Annotated in this window: 13 protein-coding genes; 5 read left to right on the plus strand and 8 right to left on the minus strand. The window is 52.2% G+C overall.

Annotated features, from left to right (window positions below):
• Window positions 1–91 precede the first annotated feature (91 nt).
• On the plus strand, window positions 92–1468 hold the full coding sequence (locus tag ACS5NO_RS10600) for an L-serine ammonia-lyase (protein WP_439415129.1): 1377 nt from the start codon (window positions 92–94) through the stop codon (window positions 1466–1468).
• 28 nt (window positions 1469–1496) lie between these two features.
• Here the strand turns inward: ACS5NO_RS10600 and ACS5NO_RS10605 are convergent, their stop codons facing one another.
• Window positions 1497–1802, minus strand: coding sequence for a hypothetical protein (locus ACS5NO_RS10605; RefSeq protein ID WP_439415130.1), 306 nt, complete (start codon window positions 1800–1802; stop codon window positions 1497–1499).
• A 193-nt stretch (window positions 1803–1995) separates the two neighbouring features.
• Here ACS5NO_RS10605 and ACS5NO_RS10610 point away from each other — a divergent pair, with 193 nt between their 5' ends.
• The 3 genes from ACS5NO_RS10610 to ACS5NO_RS10620 all read left to right on the plus strand — a co-directional run bounded on the left by ACS5NO_RS10610 (window position 1996) and on the right by ACS5NO_RS10620 (window position 6639).
• Window positions 1996–3129, plus strand: a complete 1134-nt coding sequence (locus tag ACS5NO_RS10610) for a sensor histidine kinase (protein ID WP_439415131.1) — start codon at window positions 1996–1998, stop codon at window positions 3127–3129.
• Window positions 3126–3929 (plus strand): LytR/AlgR family response regulator transcription factor, encoded by an 804-nt coding sequence (locus tag ACS5NO_RS10615; RefSeq protein WP_439415132.1) that lies wholly within the window; start codon window positions 3126–3128, stop codon window positions 3927–3929. The genes ACS5NO_RS10610 and ACS5NO_RS10615 overlap by 4 nt, the downstream gene beginning before the upstream one ends.
• Before the next feature lie 223 nt (window positions 3930–4152).
• The gene (locus tag ACS5NO_RS10620) at window positions 4153–6639 is read left to right on the plus strand and encodes a TonB-dependent receptor (RefSeq protein ID WP_439415631.1); all 2487 of its coding nucleotides are present in this window, start codon (window positions 4153–4155) and stop codon (window positions 6637–6639) included.
• Here ACS5NO_RS10620 and ACS5NO_RS10625 read toward each other — a convergent pair whose 3' ends face one another.
• From ACS5NO_RS10625 to ACS5NO_RS10635, 3 genes are read right to left on the minus strand one after another with little or no spacing between them, the layout of a single operon-like run.
• Complete coding sequence (locus tag ACS5NO_RS10625; RefSeq protein WP_439415133.1) at window positions 6640–7290, minus strand: dual OB domain-containing protein; 651 nt, start codon at window positions 7288–7290, stop codon at window positions 6640–6642.
• Between the two features lie 3 nt (window positions 7291–7293).
• Window positions 7294–7737: a DUF488 domain-containing protein gene (locus ACS5NO_RS10630; protein WP_439415134.1), complete on the minus strand. Its 444-nt coding sequence runs from the start codon at window positions 7735–7737 to the stop codon at window positions 7294–7296.
• 12 nt (window positions 7738–7749) lie between these two features.
• Window positions 7750–8379 carry a DUF488 domain-containing protein gene (locus ACS5NO_RS10635; protein ID WP_439415135.1) on the minus strand — a complete coding sequence of 210 codons (630 nt, stop codon included), beginning with the start codon at window positions 8377–8379 and terminating at the stop codon, window positions 7750–7752.
• Window positions 8380–8508: 129 nt separating this feature from the next.
• Between ACS5NO_RS10635 and ACS5NO_RS10640 the strand changes: the two genes are divergently transcribed.
• Window positions 8509–9579, plus strand: a complete 1071-nt coding sequence (locus tag ACS5NO_RS10640; protein ID WP_138990589.1) for an AI-2E family transporter — start codon at window positions 8509–8511, stop codon at window positions 9577–9579.
• 146 nt (window positions 9580–9725) lie between these two features.
• Here the strand turns inward: ACS5NO_RS10640 and ACS5NO_RS10645 are convergent, their stop codons facing one another.
• The 4 genes from ACS5NO_RS10645 to ACS5NO_RS10660 form a co-directional block, all read right to left on the minus strand.
• Window positions 9726–10238, minus strand: a complete 513-nt coding sequence (locus ACS5NO_RS10645; RefSeq protein WP_439415136.1) for a dihydrofolate reductase family protein — start codon at window positions 10236–10238, stop codon at window positions 9726–9728.
• Window positions 10239–10296: 58 nt separating this feature from the next.
• Window positions 10297–11136, minus strand: a complete 840-nt coding sequence (locus ACS5NO_RS10650; protein ID WP_439415137.1) for a helix-turn-helix domain-containing protein — start codon at window positions 11134–11136, stop codon at window positions 10297–10299.
• A 199-nt stretch (window positions 11137–11335) separates the two neighbouring features.
• Window positions 11336–13291, minus strand: a complete 1956-nt coding sequence (locus ACS5NO_RS10655) for a glycoside hydrolase family 127 protein (RefSeq protein ID WP_439415138.1) — start codon at window positions 13289–13291, stop codon at window positions 11336–11338.
• A gap of 12 nt (window positions 13292–13303) precedes the next feature.
• Window positions 13304–16648: a UvrD-helicase domain-containing protein gene (locus ACS5NO_RS10660; RefSeq protein ID WP_439415139.1), complete on the minus strand. Its 3345-nt coding sequence runs from the start codon at window positions 16646–16648 to the stop codon at window positions 13304–13306.
• Between the last annotated feature and the right edge of the window lie 122 nt (window positions 16649–16770).

A 16770-nucleotide genomic window follows, 5' to 3' on the forward strand; every position in this document is an offset into this window, starting at 1 on the left:
ATTGATTTCTTAATGATGACAAAAAAGCCACCGGTTACCCATAAAAAGGTTCGGAAATATACAACTTCATCGACATTCCTGACGCTATTTCATGAATAATTCGCCCATTACCACTTCCATCTTCGATTTGTTTAAAGTCGGCCCCGGCCCGTCGAGTTCGCACACGATTGGTCCGATGAAGGCGGCTTATGATTTTCTGGAGCGGTTGCGGCACCTTCCCGAGGCCACGGTAGAATCCGCAGATTCAATTCATGTTCATCTGTATGGTTCACTGAGTGCAACCGGCAAAGGCCACGGCACAGACCGCGCCATTGTGGCCGGTTTGCTGGGCTGGCAACCCGAATCGACCGACCCGGTGGCCTTGATGGCGATGCTGAAAGATCCGGCGGTGACGTATCCGGTGGTGGTCGGAAGCCGGACGTTTGACCTGGGTGCGAATTCCATTCATTTTGAGCGCAAAAAGTACGAGTCGCCGTATGCCAATACCGTCGTATTCAAGCTGGTGTCGAATGGAAACGGGCTTTACGAAGAGGAATATTACTCGATTGGGGGCGGTTTTATTCTCCGAAAAGGCGAAGAAGCCGTCGATCAATCTGCCATCCAGTTGCCGTATAAGTATCAGACGATGAAGGAATTGAAAACCCGTTTGGCGGACCATCAACTGAAGCTGGAGCAACTGATGCTGGCGAACGAAACCGCCGTAACGGGCCGTTCGACCAAAGAGATCAACCTGCGGATCGACCAGCTTCTGGACTTCATGCACAAGGCCGTCCGGCGGGGCCTGCGGCATACCGGAACCTTGCCGGGTTCGATCAAACTGCGACGGAAAGCACCGGTTTTGTTTCAGCAGGCGCGGGGTTTGGCCCAGTCGTCGGATAGTTTTCTGATCTTTTTGAACTCGTATTGCCTGGCGGCTTCGGAAGAAAACGCGGCTGGCGGTATTGTCGTGACCGCCCCGACCTCCGGCGCATCGGGCGTGATTCCGGGATTGACCTATCTGGCCAAACACCATTTTCATTATAGCAAGGAAACCCTCCGGGCGGGCATGTGGGCCGCAGCCGCTGTCGGTTTTCTGGTGAAACACAACGCCAGCATTTCGGGGGCCGAAATGGGTTGCATGGGCGAAATCGGCACCGCGTCGGCGATGGGAGCGGCTTTTCTGACCCTATGCGCCGGGCATTCCATTGAAGCCATCGAAGCGGCCGCCGAAATCGGCATCGAGCACCACCTCGGCATGACCTGCGACCCGATTGGCGGGTACGTCCAGATTCCGTGCATCGAGCGCAACGCGATGGGCGCGGTCAAAGCCTACAATGCTTTTTTGCTGGCCACCGCCGGAACGCCCGCCAACCAGAAAATCTCGCTGGATGCCGTTATCAAGGTCATGAAAGCCACCGGACGCGACATGTCCACCAAATACAAAGAAACCTCAGAAGCCGGCCTGGCACTCAGCGCGACAGAATGCTAAAACCCCAAAGCCTGAAAGGCTTTCATCACTAGCCCCGGCGGTAGGCCGGGGGGGCGTGGGCATGGGTAGGATCGGAATTCGGGGAGGGGTTGTTGTGTGTGATGCGAGATTCCGTTCCTCCGCGATTCCCGGGCATATCGCCCCGGTTCCCCCCGGCGTATTCCCCCGGCCCCCCCGGCGTATCGCCCCGGTTTCCCCCGGCATATCGCCCCGGTTCCCCCGGGATATCGCCCCGGTTTTCCCGGGATATCGCCCCGGTTCCCCCGGCGTATCGCCCCGGTTTCCCCCGGCATATCGCCCCGGTTCCCCGGCATATCGCCCCGACCCCCGGCATATCGCCCCGATTCCCCCGGCGTATTCCCCCGGCCCCCCCGGCCTACCGCCGGGGCTAGTGATTAAAGCCTTTCAGGCTTCGGGGGGGGGCGAAGTTGGATTCTGCTCCTCAAACAACCGGTTCGGACCTCCAAAAACCGTACTCTGCAATTTTCTTTTTACATTACCAGCCTTATGATGGACCTTCGCGGTGCATGAATCCGAAAACGGCCTACCGGTTAACCTCCCGCCAGATTGCGCAACTCGCTTTGAGCGTGCTGGTTATCTATTACCCCATTTTGTTGTATGTCAACCTGCCGGAACGAAACTGGCCGTTTCTGGTGCAATCCCTGCCGTTTCTATTGGGGCAGGGTGTGGTGACGTTTGCGATCTACTACGTCTGGATTTACATCACGGAAATCATTCTGGATCGGACGTCCATCCGGTTTGGTGAAGAGTTTCTGGTCGATTTTAAGTTGCCGATGCAGGTGCTGGCGTTGTTGCTGGCCATTACCGCCGGCATGGGGCTGAATCTGGCGGGTGATCAGGCCCGGCATCAATTGGTCCGGTTCATTCCGCGACCGGAAGTGGGTAGCCACCGGTCGGCTTCAGACCAGCCACCGATGGAGGAGCCGCCCAATCGGCCACACCGCTGGGAGTTTTTCGAGCGATCCAACAACGGTTTGTCCATCGTGATCATGCTGTCGATCTTCTATTTGTCGGCCAATCGCCGGGCCAACAGACGACTAAAAGACATTCAGATTCGCGCGGAGCGGCTGGAGAAAGAAGCGGTTTTGACCCAGTTTGCGGCTTTGAAAAACCAGATCAGCCCGCACTTTCTGTTCAACAGCCTGAGCATTCTTTCATCGCTGGTCCATGTCGATGCCGATTTGTCGGAACAGTTTATCGACCAGCTTTCGCGGGCCTATCGGTATATTCTGGAGCAAAAGGACAACGACAAAGTACGGCTGAAAACCGAACTGGATTTCATACGATCCTACACTTTTTTGCTCAAAATCCGCTTTGAAGACAGTTTCGACGTCCTGATCGACATTCCTGAAAAGACCGTCGATCAATATTGCATCGCGCCATTGACCTTGCAACTGCTGGTCGAAAATGCGGTGAAACACAACCGGATGACGCCCGAAATGCCGCAGCACGTTTGGATCAAAACCGAGGGCGAGTACCTCGTAGTTTCGAACCGGATTCAGCCGCGCGAGCAACTGGAACAATCGACGGGGGTGGGTTTACAAAACATCATCAACCGCTACGCGCTCCTGACCGACCAACCCGTGTGGGTGGGTGAGCAGGACGGCGCCTTCGTGGTTAAAATTCCGCTTATCGCATGAAGGTAGTTATTCTGGAAGACGAAAGACTGACGGCCCAGCGACTGGAAAGTCTGCTGCATCGCTACGATCCCGAAATCCGGGTGCTGGCTACATTGCCATCGGTCGAAAAAGCTGTGGCCTGGTTCAGCCAACCCCAGCCGGAAAAACCGGATCTGGTATTTATGGACATCCATTTGCAGGACGGTCTGGCGTTTCGGGTCATCGAGCAGGTGAAGCTGACGACGCCGATTATTTTTACGACGGCTTTCGATGAGTATGTGATTCAGGCCTTTAAGGTCAATAGCATCGACTATTTGCTGAAACCACTGAGTTACGACGAACTGGTTGCCGCCATTACCAAATACAAAAAATTGAAGGAGCACTTTGCTCAACCATCTTCGTCGGCACCCCCAACTGCTCCGATGGCGGTACCGGATATGGACGCGCTCGTTCGGATGCTGGGGGCATTCAAGGAAACGACCTACAAAGACCGGTTTATGATTACCGTCGGTTCGAAAATCCGGAGTGTGGAAACGAGCGAAATTGCGTATTTTTTCCTCGATGAACGTATGGCGTTTCTGGTGACCAAAGACGGCGCAACGCTACCCGTCGATTACAGCCTGGACAAGCTAACGACGCTGCTCAACCCCAAACAATTCTTTCGGATCAGTCGGCAGTTTCTGGTGACCTTGTCCGCCATTCAGACGATTTACACCTATTCGGCCGGGAAATGGCGGCTCGACCTGCAACCTAAATCCCGGCTGGAAGCGTTCGTCAGCGGAGACCGGATTGCGGAGCTGAAAGAATGGCTGGGAAAATAGACGATTTTTTGGAACGGCATCGGTCGGCATTCTGCACCGAAAACCGCCGATTCTGCGCCCGAAAATCCCGGTTTTGCAACATTCTTTTTCGTAAGGAGTTCCCGAAGGCAACCTTTGTAACCTGCCAAGACAACGCAGGTCTATCATGAAAACCAAAGGATTTACTTCAATCATTCGCCCGGCCCTCCTCGCCGTATTTCTCTTCACCGGTCTCTCGGCTGCCATGGCCCAGTTTGGCCCTCCCGGGGGCGGTCCTCCGGGTGGTAGCTTCGGCGGTCAGGACGAAAAGAAGAAGAAAGAATTTACCGGTGTAGCCGAGGATGCGCCCAGGGGTAATGGCAAAATATCCGGTATTCTGATCGACTCGACGTCGGGAAAACCGGTCGAGTTCGCCACCATTGCGCTGATCAATCCCGCCACCAACAAGCCCATCGACGGAACGACTTCAGACGAAAAAGGGAAGTTCTCGCTGACCAAACTGGCCCCCGGTCAATACCGCCTTCAGTACTCTTTCATTGGCTACAAAAACACGGATTCCAAAACGATTACCATTGCCAAAGGCACGGATTTGAATGTGGGAAATGTGCAACTTCAGCCTGATGTGCGCCAGTTGAACGAAGTGGTCATTACCGGACAGGCACCCATGATTGAAGATAAAGTGGACCGGCTGGTATACAATGCCGACAAAGACGTCACGACCAAAGGCGGTGACGCCACCGATGTGCTGAAACGGGTTCCAATGCTGTCGGTGGATCTGGACGGCAACGTGAGTCTGCGGGGTAGCCAGAATATCCGGGTGCTGATCAACAACAAACCGTCGACCATCGTTGCCAGCAGCGTTGCCGATGCGCTGAAGCAATTACCCGCCGACATGATCAAATCCGTGGAGGTGATCACCAGCCCGTCGGCCAAGTACGATGCCGAGGGAGCCGCCGGGATCATCAACATTGTGACCAAGAAGAATACGCTACACGGTTTGACGCTGAACGTCGACGCCGGAGCCGGAATTCGCGGGTCGAATCTGGGATTGAACGGGTCGTATCGGCAGGGGAAACTGGGCATTAGTCTGGGCGGTTTTGGCCGGGCCTTCTACAACCGGGCGTCGTCGAGCCTCGACCAGACGACGCTGATCGGTGGCGTCCCGATGCGGACCAGCCAGCAGGCTACGGCTTTTGATAAACCGCTTTTCGGCCAATATACGTTGGGTCTGGATTACGATCTGGCTAAAAACCAGTCTTTGACGGCGAATATTCGCTACGGTACCCGCAATTTCGTTCAGGAACAGAACCAGTTGACCAGCACGTATTTCGGGGATTCGTTGCAGGGCAAAACCAACCGCGATGTCGACCGGAAAGATTTATCGAACTCGGTGGATATCAACCTGGATTACATCCGCACGTTCAAACCGCAGCAGGAGTGGAGCATTTCGACGCAATACAGCCGCACCGGTTTAGTGAATAATTTTTACGCTGACCTGCTGAACAACGGCGGAGAATTAACCGCCCGTCAACGGAACCTGAATAACAACACCAACCAGGAAATCACCCTCCAAACCGACTACCAAACGCCGATTCAGAAGAACCAGTTGCTTGAATTTGGTGCGAAAGTGATTATGCGTCAGGTCGATAGCCGCTATCAGTATCAGGTGGGCGGCACCACCGGCGACCTGGTTTTTGACCCGACCAACCCATCCGGTTCACTCAATTATTCGCAAAACATTGGAGCGGGTTACGTGTCGTATACCTACGTGACGCCTACAAAATATACCTTCAAAGTCGGGACGCGCTACGAACACACCGGCATCACGGCCACCAGCAACGAAACGACCCCCCTGGCCATTCCGAGTTACAGCAACCTGGTGCCGAGCATCAACGTATCGAAGAGTTTGAAGGGGGGAGCAACGGTAAAAGCTGCCTACAACCGCCGGATTCAGCGGCCCGGTTTGCAACAGTTGAACCCGAACCCCAACGCGGCCAATCCGCAGAACATCAGCGTCGGAAATCCAACCTTGCGGCCGGAATTGACGGACAATGTGGAACTGAGCATCAGCTCGACCATCAAGAAAACATACCTGAATGCCGCTCTGTTCGGACGCCTGACCAACAACGCGCTGACGCAAATCCGGCTGCCATCGGATACGCTGGCGGGGAGCATCATCACGACGTTTCAGAACATCGGTGTGCAGCGGACTTTCGGGGCCAACCTGTTTTTTAACACCAATCTGACATCCAAATGGAGCATCAACGGCGGTTTGGACGGTTATTATGTATACATGCAGGGTATGACGGCCGGAGTCGACGGACGCTCGCAGCAGATTAGTAATCAGGGTTTAAGCATCGGTGGACGGCTGATGTCGCAGTGGACGCTCAACAAAGGCTGGGGGATTCAGGGATTCGGATTTTACCGCAGTCCACAGCCGCAGTTGCAGGGAACGATGGGCGGGATGTATATGTATTCGCTGGGTGTGAAAAAGGATTTCGCCAACAAGCGCGGCAGCATTGGGCTGGCGGCTGAAAACTTCCTGGGGAATGGCGTAACCATGCGTACGACGCTCGACTCACCCCTGCTTTCCCAGACAAGTGTGATGAATCTCTACAACCAGAATGTGAAGGTAACGTTCTCCTACCGCATCGGAAAAATGACGTTTGAAGAGAAAAAGAAGAAAAGCAAATCCGTGAATAACGACGATGTGAAAGGTGATGTAAACTGATCAATACACCACAGCCGCGACCAACTTATAGTGTTTTCCTTCGTGGGCAATGCCCAACGAAAGCGTTAGATATACATCCGCCAGATTCTGCGTCGCCGAAGCATCGTTTCGGTAGAATTCCAGAAATTCAGGATCCGTTACCGGCAGGTCATAGGGTACGCCGTGGTACGAAAATAAAATTCGCAGTTGCTCTTTGGCCCGTTCGCCCTTCAAAACCGTGTAAAATGTAGGTCGATAGATTCGAATGAGGGTCAGGGAATACGAAAGTTCATGCACTTCATCGACCGGAACGGAGCGGGATGTGCTGCCAAACAGGGTGGGAGAGTCGGTTTCCGTCAGCACATTGAGTAGGGCCGTAGGAAAAAAATAGCGTCCGACCACCTGCATACCTTTTACATCAAAAGTGGTGTTCTCGACCTGAAAACTGTCGGGTACGGCCCGGCCGACGGTGATTTCGACAATGTCGAGCAATTGAATGCCGGCGGCATAAAAAAACGCGATCCGTCCGTGCGGATTTTCCAGACAAACCGGTCGAATCCAGAGCGGTTTGTCACCGGCATAGGCGATATCGTCACCATTCAGGACGATCCCGGCCAGACAGCGCCCACCTTCTTTTAGCGAGTTGGCTAGACAAACAAATCGAAGTTTCATCGTTTAACGGATCAGGTGAACGATCTCGATTCCGGAAAACCGGTGTTGCAGGTATTCGGCCAGCAAACGCCGGTGGCAGTGTTCGGGCGTGTGCTCACTGCACAGCAAACAGTGTTGGTGAAGTTGTTCAACAACCAGATGCTGACCGACTTTCCGCAGGTCGAGCAAGTTCAGGTAGGCGGTTTCGTATTCCGGCCAGCCAATTTCCTTATTCCGGTATTTCGCCAGCAGTTCTTTGGTGGGAGCAAAATCCAGTTTGTGTTCGTAGCCGATGTTGCCCAGTTCACGGGCAAAAAAAGAAAGGTCAGCCCCTTTGGCAAAACCCGCTAATTGGGAAACGTTGTTGACGCGTGTGTCGACAATGGCCCTGACATCATGACGGCGCAGGAGGTTGAAAAACTGCTCCGCAGATTTATTCGTAAAACCGATGGTAAAGAGTTGGATCATGCGAAAAGGAAATTAAATGGCCTCATTAGGGGCGTCTGTTTCGGTTGTCTTCCAGCCAATATCCTGATTACGAAGGCGATAAGCGGCATCCAGTTGCCGGTTTCGTGGGATGTCCGGATCAAAAAGGGTGGGTTGTGGTATTTTTTTACGGTATTTCTTCAGTAGTTCGTCTTCCAGGGCGGCATTGGAAAGAATGGTTTTGTCCCGCAGGATGTGGTAGACTTCAAACCCGTTTTCGGTTAAATACCGGGCGATCATCGCAAATCGGTGGCAGTCCAGCGGATCGGCTTCCGAACACATCAGCGCAATGACAAAGTTTCGCTCCAGTCCCTTCAGCAACCGGTTTACACCCGACTGAAAAGCAGCCGATTGGTGTACTTTTTCAAAATCGACTCTTCCGAAATCATCCAGCAGTTCAGGGTGGTCGTGCCGGGCACCGAATTCTTCGGGCAGGTGCAGGTAGGCAATTTGCCGGTTTTTGAGAAAGGCCGAAAGGGCGGCCCGATTGAACTGCGGGTTATAGGTGCTGGCCGGAATCGTTCGCACGTCGACCACGCAGGTAATGCCAACGGTTTCCAATAACTCACCGAAATAGCTAGTTTCGTGGTTAGAATGGCCGACAGTATAGATTCGTACCTCCATAATACGATGGGTTGAAAGCGAATTTAAAAAAATGGGATTATAATTGAAAGTTTTTTCATATATGTTCCCGTTTAAACAAAAGGCGTAACAAACAGAGTTTATAAGATATATTACCTATTTCAACCGCCGATGGCCACCATTTATACCCCCAAACAGCAGCGCGTTCTTTTAATTGTCAGCCTGATTATTATAGCCGGGTTCATATTGATTGGATTGCGTCAGTACACCATTGCCCTTCTGGGTTCCGGGATTATTTACGTCATTTTTCGCCCCTGGTTCACGAATCTGGTTCACAAACGAAAATGGAACCGTTTGCTGGTCACCATTTTACTCATTCTTTTTTCGGTTGTGGTAATTATCATGCCGTTTCTGGCACTCAGTTTATTGTTGATCAACCGGATTCAGTATTACAGCCAGCACACCGACCAAATTCTGCAATTGATCGAAAAACTGGAAAAAGCCACCGGGATTCAACTGACCGATCAGGCCAACATCAAGAACCTGGTGAAGCAGAGCGCCGGTTTTGCCAGCCAGCAGTTTCCTTCGATTTTGAGTGGTACCCTGGATGTCATTATTTCGCTGGGATTGCTCTACGTCGGCTTGTACTTCATTTTCATGGAGGAAGAAAAGTTTTTGAAGGGGCTGCGTAAATACCTGCCTTTTGAAGATGATACGCTCGATGAGTTGGGGGAGGATCTGAAAAATATGGTGAATGCCAATATTCTGGGGCAGGCACTGGTTTCTCTGGTTCAGTCGATTCTGACCGGGTTGACCCTCTGGATTTTTGGGGTGCCCGATGCAGTTTTCTGGGGTACGGTCGCTTTCTTCTTTGCCTTTATTCCGATTCTCGGAACGCCGATTGTCTGGGGGCCCGCCGGTATTCTGATGATTTCACAGGGCAATACCGGTGACGGAATCGGCATTTTGGTGGTTGGAGCCGTGGTGATCATCAACGTCGACAACCTGCTCCGGGTCATGCTGGCCAAGCGAATGGGCGATGTTCACCCGTTCGTAACCTTAACCGGTATCGTGCTGGGCGTACCGATCTTCGGCATTTTAGGTCTGGTCATTGGACCGCTCTTGCTGGCCTATTTCATGGTGCTCTTCAAGGTTTTTGAACGCCAAAACGGCAAGTTGCGCCTGGAAGCCGCCAGAGAAGAAAAGGTATTGGAGAAAAAAGCGGAGCGGACAGTACAATAAGTTTTACTAGAAATCATAAATGAAAAATGATGAATGTAAAATGTTAAAGGATTGGCCGGACCAGCACTTTAACATTTTACATTCATCATTTTTCATTTATGATTCATAGGTTTCGAACAAATTGAAATGCTAATCCGGCCGGGTTTTCAGCCTTTTAGGTAATGCAACTCCACGAGTCCCCGCTCATAGGTTTTGGTTTCCACCAACTGCCAGGGATGCGGTTTTTCCGTCGACTGGAACATCGGAATGCCTTTTCCCAGAATAATCGGATGGACAAATACCTGAAGCTCATCGATCAGCCCGGCTTCGAGTAAGATAGCGTTGATCTGTCCTCCGCCCACCAGAAAAATGTCTTTCCCGGCCTGCTGTTTCAATGCCTGAACAAATGCTACCACGTCACTTGCGATAAATTGCACGTAAGCTGCTTCAGGTCGATTTGGGTTTCGGGTAAAGACGTAATTCGTCTGGGACTTATACGGAAAATCACCAAAGGTTTCGATTAATTTGTACGTTTCATACCCCATTAGTGTCGTATCGACGGTTTCCATAAACGCGTCGTATCCGAATTCTCCCTCGGTAAACAACCAATCGATTTCGCCGTTCGGTCCGGCAATGTAACTGTCTAAACTCGTCGCGATGTACAGTTTTACTTTTCTCATTGTATTTGTTTTTTGAGGCAAAAGTACGCGACAGCGGCTTGGGAGAATTGTATAAAAATTACCCGCGATTCGGTGAGGCCCGGATGTAACAGGGTGATGCGGGGTCGATGGCACCCGCCAGAACATGGTCGCGGTAATCGCCTGGAGTAAGATTCGTCAGGGATTTAAAGAGGTGATTCAGGTGGGCTTGGTCGAAAAAACCGTGCTGATGGGCGAGTTCCGTGAGCGACTGATGCGGTTTTTGAGCTAAATCGGTTGTGAGATCGTTGAGCAGCCGCAGATGCAAAAACCGCCCGGGTGAGATGCCGATGTGCTTTTTAAACGCCAGCGTGAGCGATTTCGGGCTGATTCGGAGGTCCTGGGCCAGCGCTTTGATGATTCCGTCGTGCCAGCGGCTTCGCTGCAAAAAGTCGACCGCATAAACCACATAAGCCGGAATGTCTTTGTCGATCAGGCGTTTGGCCAGAAAGCGTTCGAGCAGAGCCAGTTTTTCACCAGCGGTTGACGCATCCTGCATCCGTCCATTCAGTTCGTTCATCGATTGGCGAAAAACCGTACTTCCCGAAACGATCTGGTTGGTTAGTTCCGACGCTGGAATTCCCGTCAGCGACTGCAAGGCCCAGGGTTTCAAAAAAACGCCGAAGGTTTCATGCTTACCCGACGTTACGGTTCGTTGCGGACGCGTATACAAACCGCTGATCCAGTTTTCTTCGTCTTCAATTATCAGAGCCTCGTTCGGATCGCTTACCGAAAAGTGTTCCGAAAAATTGAACATCAACTCATACTGCAAAACCGGCAGGCAAATGTCCTGTTGATCGATGTGGTCTGCCGAGATGTACCAGAGCTTGTGAACGAACAAACGGAGGAATTCGGGTGGTTCCTTGACAATAACGTTCATGCGGATTTTCGGCGGTTCTTTTCCGGTCAACGCTAGCAGTTTTCGGTAAGTTTCTTCGGCAAGAAATTGGGTGTAAACTGACTCCGAAAAATAATAAAATAAAAAAGTAACGCAGGGGCGTTACTTTTTGTGATGCGCTACGTCTAAGTTGACCGAATTTTAATAGATGGAAAATAGCGCGGCAATTTTCCATATCCCGTTATTTTCCTATTGATCCAAACCAAACTGCCATTTCAGTGGCGCCCCGGTTGTTCCAGGCATAATACGGAATCAACGTAACCGGTTTTGCTCCTGCCGATTTCAAGACCGTTACGCCACCCAGCAACTCTTTTCGAAATTCTGGCGTAAAAGACTGATTAATAGAAGTAGTAATGCCAAGTGCCTGCCCGTTGTTGTCTACTCCTTCGGCACAGTACACAATCGGGCCGCGCTCGATGGCCACTTTCCCTTTGGTCGCTTTTACTTTCTCGTTTGCGACAACTTCACGAACCGGCATATCAAATGTCAGCGTCAGCACATCACCGGTTTTCCAGGTTCTGTACAATTTCAGATAACCCTTTTCAACTGTAACCGGCGTCACTTTTCCATTGATGGTCAGTTTAATCGAAGGCGCGTTTTGCATTACATACCGGTACAGATCCCCCGGCATGGGCTGGTTGGTAGCCCAACCCGGAACGCGGATCAGAAGCGGAAAGGCAATGGCTTTTTTGGGCGAAACCGTCATTTTGATGGCACCATCCCACGGATAATTCGATTGCTGCTGAATGTTGACCGGCACATCATTCATTGTGATCTCCGTCTGGCTATCGGCAAAGAGGTTGATAAACAGCTCGTTGTTGCGAAGCGCGTAGATATAACCCGGCAGCGACGGCAAAAATCGGGCGACATTGCTTGGGCAGCAGTTGATGCCGAACCAGGGCGAGCGCCGGGCCGGTTCGCCGTTGCTAAAGTCTTTTTTGCCGTTCGATGACATCGGATTGACGTAAAAAAACGAATTGCCTTCAATCGAGACGCCCCCCAGAAAACCGTTGTACAACACCCGCTCGAAAACGTCCATGTATTTGGATTCGCCGGTCAACAGAAACAGGCGGTGGTTCCAGAGCAGATTGGCCGTGGCCGCGCAGGTTTCGGCATAAGCCGCGTCGTTGGGCAACACATACGGTTCGTCAAAAGCTTCACCGTTTTCACGCGCACCGACGCCCCCCGTGATGTACTGCTTGCGGGTCGTGGCATCTTCCCAAATCTTCATGACCGCATCCAGAATCGGTTGGTCGTGCTGAATGGCTGCCAGGTCGGTCATGGCGGCATACAGATACTGCGCCCGGACGGCGTGGCCAGCCGCTTCGGTTTGCTGGACAACCGGTTTCAGATCCTGAAAATACGTTGGGCCCAGGTTGTGAGCATCCTGGTACAACGACCGTTTATCGCCCCTGCCGCGCATGTCTACAAAGAACCGGGCCAGATCGAGGTAGCTTTTTTCACCGGTTAAGCGGTACAGTTTAACAAGGGCGATTTCCGTCTCTTCGTGGCCCGGCACCACAATCATCTGCCCCGGTTTCGGGCCAATCGTTTTAACGAGGTGGTTGGCATTTTTGATGGCGACATCCAGTAGCGTTCGCTTGCCAGTCGCCTGAAAATGCGCGATGGCGGCTTCGTAGAGGTGCCCCACATTATAGAGTTCGTGACTGCCATTTTCGAACGCATACCGGCTGGGTCCGGCAATCCAGTCCTTTAAACCGGTGCTGTCTTTGAAAATGGTTCGGATCGTATAAATATACCCGTCGGGTTCCTGAGCAGCCGCAAAGAGCGTAATCAGGCTGTCGAGGTAACGGTCGAGTTTGGGATCATATTTATTCTGGAGCGTATAGGCGGCTCCTTCCACGACCTTATACACGTCGGATTCATCGAATCGAATGCCGTTGAACGTTCCCTTTTTCAGGCCACCGGCCACGGCGAAATTGTCGAGTTTGCCGGTTTCTTCAATTTTATGGAACGCGTGCGGAATGGTGACGTTGCGGGCCGCTTCCAGCCGGTTGTACCAGAAACCGGGCTGAATTTTGACCTTGGAAAGCGGAACGGCGGTGATCGGATACTCCTGCGCAAGAGCAACCTGCGTGGCTAAAAGAACCGATAAAAACCAAGACGAATATTTCATAGGTTGAGCTGATTAATTCAATTTAATAACCGTGCCGTCCTGAATGGACACCAGCCAGCCTTCCACCGAGGCATGGCCCATTTGATGGTAGAGTTTCATAAAAGACCGCATTTTGGCCTGATCGTTTTCATCGGACTCTTCGGTCAAATAATTGACCAACACCACTTTGCCCGGAAACTGAACCACCCGATTGGGGCCGTTTCGTTGCGGTTTTCCGTTCAAACCGGTGTTGACCAGAATCCGGCGGTTGTTGTCAGCCCGGTTTGCCGGTGCGAAAAGCGGACTGATGTCGGGATGGTTCAACACGGTTTGCAAAGCCGACCACATCGTATCCTGCTCCGACGCCCGCAAAATCCCCTCGGCCACCATCCGCCGAATGGCGCGTTCCGAGTCCTCCGGTTTCTGAATCAGGGACAGGGCCGTACAAACTTTTTGCCACCACGCCCGGCTTTTTTCAAAGGCCGACGTGTCGATGGTCCGCTCGATGCGCCGGAGCCGAAGCGGTTGGTTTCCTTCCCGGTTTCCAACGGTAACCGCGAAAGCGTCACTTAGGGTTAACGAATGTTTGGTCGGTTGGGTTACAAAATCAGACAGCGGGTAGCTCATTTTTCCCTCTTCCCAACAGGGATTGCCCCGAAGATCAGTGAGATAGGTATACAACCAGAAGTCGATGCCGTTGGCATTTTTAAAGCCGCCGTCTTTGGCCGTTGGCGAAAAATCCTGCTTGGCCGCGATGATGTACAGCCGGTCGGTGGGGCGGGTGAAGGCCACATAGACCAGATTCATGCACTCGACAAACGTCCGGTACAGTTCGTCCTGGTACTGATCTGCCAGGGGGGTTTCGTCCAGGTCTTTTTTGATGGTGATCGATGCGGTTTGCAGCCGCCGGATTTCCTGATGACCCACACCCGGAATGGCCAGTTCATCCACCTCACCCAATGGCCACAGGTCAGCCCACATCGTCTCGTTGTTGCGCGGTTTATACGACCAATCGGCATACGGAATGATGACGACAGGGTATTCCAGCCCTTTCGATTTGTGGATTGTCTGGATCGTGACGGCATTCTGGTCGGCCGGGGTGCTGACCGACACTTTCTCCTGAGCGGTTTCCCAGTATTTCAGAAAATCCGTCAGGTGACTGCTGTACCGGCTGCTGTAGGTTAGCACCTCGTCCATAAACCGGAACAGATAGGCACTATCCCGCTCATTTTCGTACAGATCGAAGTAGTCGGCCAGTTTTTCGCACAGTTCATAGATGCTGAGTTGCTGCAAAGCCGTCGGATCGAGCTTGGCCTTGTCGATTTTTGAAACCAGCCCGAAAATATCTTCCTCATCTTCCGCTTTGGCCATCTTGTCCATGTACTCCATCCAGGCGGCATCGGGAAGGTTGGGGTTGATGAGCCGGTGGTACAGAAACAGCATGTCGTAGCGCACCATCCGGTTTTCGGGCTGGTGCAGCAGTTGCAGCAGCGAAACCAGAAATCGCACCCGTTCCGACGATTGCAGCGTCAGCGAATCTTCTGAGGTGAGCGGAATGTCGTTGGCTTCCAGATAGTCGGCAATCCGCCGGGCGTTTTTCTTAAACCGGCACAAAACCGCTACATCGCCGTACTGATAGCCATCGGCCACGGCTTTCTGAATCAGTTGCAGCGTGCGCTCCACCATTTGGACGTTGAAATCCGGCTCATCCCCGTCGGCGTTTTTAGCCGCAAACCGATCCGGTTTTTCGATGAAATCAAGTTGAACGTGACCGAGTACACCCGCTTTGGCCGATGCCTGCCGGAATTGCTCATCGAACACCTCCGTTACTTTTTGGAAATCCGTATTGGCGTAGAAATCCGCCATGAATCGAAAAAAGCCGTTGTTGAATTCCACGATGGATTCTGCACTGCGCCAGTTGGTTGCCAGCCGGTCGGGTTGGAGGTGGTGTTGCAAACCGGATAGCCGCTCAACGGTCATGTCACTGGTTTCGTGCGCCGACAGAAGTGAATCCAGTTTGCCGCTGTGCAGGGCGACGATCTGGTCCATGTCGCCCCCGCGAAACCGGTAGATGGCCTGCTTCGCATCGCCCACGGCGAGGTTAAACCGTTGGTAGGCTAAGTTGTTGTCAATTAGCGGTAAAAGGTTGACAAACTGAAGTTTTGATGTATCCTGAAACTCGTCAATCAGAATATGGTGAAATTTTTCGCCGAGCCGTTCGTATATGAAAGGAACCGGTTCTTCGGCTACCACTTTCACAATCAGGCGGTTAAATTCCGAGATGTGAATCCGGTTTTGCTCGCGTAACAAATCGTCACACTCCTGTTTGATTTGCTTCAGCAAGGCTACTTTCTGCAAATGCTGTTCGATGGCTCCGAATGTCCGGTAGCGCAGAAGGCTATCCTGCCGAAGCTGTTCGATTTGCAGAATATATTCCCGCAATTGTTCTTTAATAGCCTCAATCTGAAGCTGTTCGGAGGTCAAATTCTTCTTCCCCGAATGCCAGATGTCGTCGTCGATGGCTTTCCGCACATACGAGTTGGGATCTTCCGGAAAAGAAAAGAGCGAAATACGTTTTTTGAAATACGCTCCGACGCCTTTGTCGCCGTAGTAAAAGGCCTTTTCGGGAATACCGGCCTCCTGAATGAGTTGGTGTCCTTGCTGAGCCAATTGCTCGATCATCGTCTCAATTTCCCGGTTTTTCTCGCGCAGGTTGCGCCGAATGGTCCGGAAATTTTCGGGATTCAGTTCCTTGAGTTTTTGCACGAACTCGTAGTTCCGGTCGCCCAACTGGCCTTTGGAGAAATCGGCGAGCGTACCGGCGAGGCTATACCAGCTTTTCCCGTCGGACGCATTATCGAGGTAAAATTCTTCCAGGGCTTCCGACAAATAGGGGTGATCTTCCTGCCCCACTTTCTCCAGCAGCCGGTCGATAGCTGTTTGCAAAACCGCATCGGTATCCATTTCGACCTCGAAACTGTACGGTAATTCCAGATCGTCGGTGAAAGCCGTCACGACGCGCTGCACGAAGCTGTCGATGGTCAGAACGGAGAAGGAAGAGTAGTCGTGCAGAATGGAATGGAACGTCAGCCGCGCCCGGTTTTGCAGTTCAGCAGGTTCAAGCTGTAACTCATTGGCTAATTCCGTAAGCTGAGAGTTCAGGTCGCCCGAGGTAATTTTCCGGAGCTGCTCCAGAATCCGGTCCTTCATATCCCGCGCTGCCGCGTTGGTGAAGGTCACCGCCAGAATGTTCTTAAACTGGTGGGATTCAAAGCCTTTGCCGGATTGGGGACGGTCCCCCAATGCCAGTTTGAGGTATTCTTTGGTCAGTGTATAGGTCTTCCCCGATCCAGCCGATGAACTGAAAATTTTGAACATAGAGGAAAGGTAAGCAGGTTAACGTTGTAACGCGGAGTTAAGCGGAGAAAAAGAGAGTTAAGCAGAATTACTTTTCTCCGCTTGACTCTCTTTTTCTCCGCTTAACCGCCGGGCGGCCCCGT

The sequence above is a fragment of the Larkinella fluvii genome, assembly GCF_051857545.1.
Lineage (GTDB): Bacteria > Bacteroidota > Bacteroidia > Cytophagales > Spirosomataceae > Larkinella.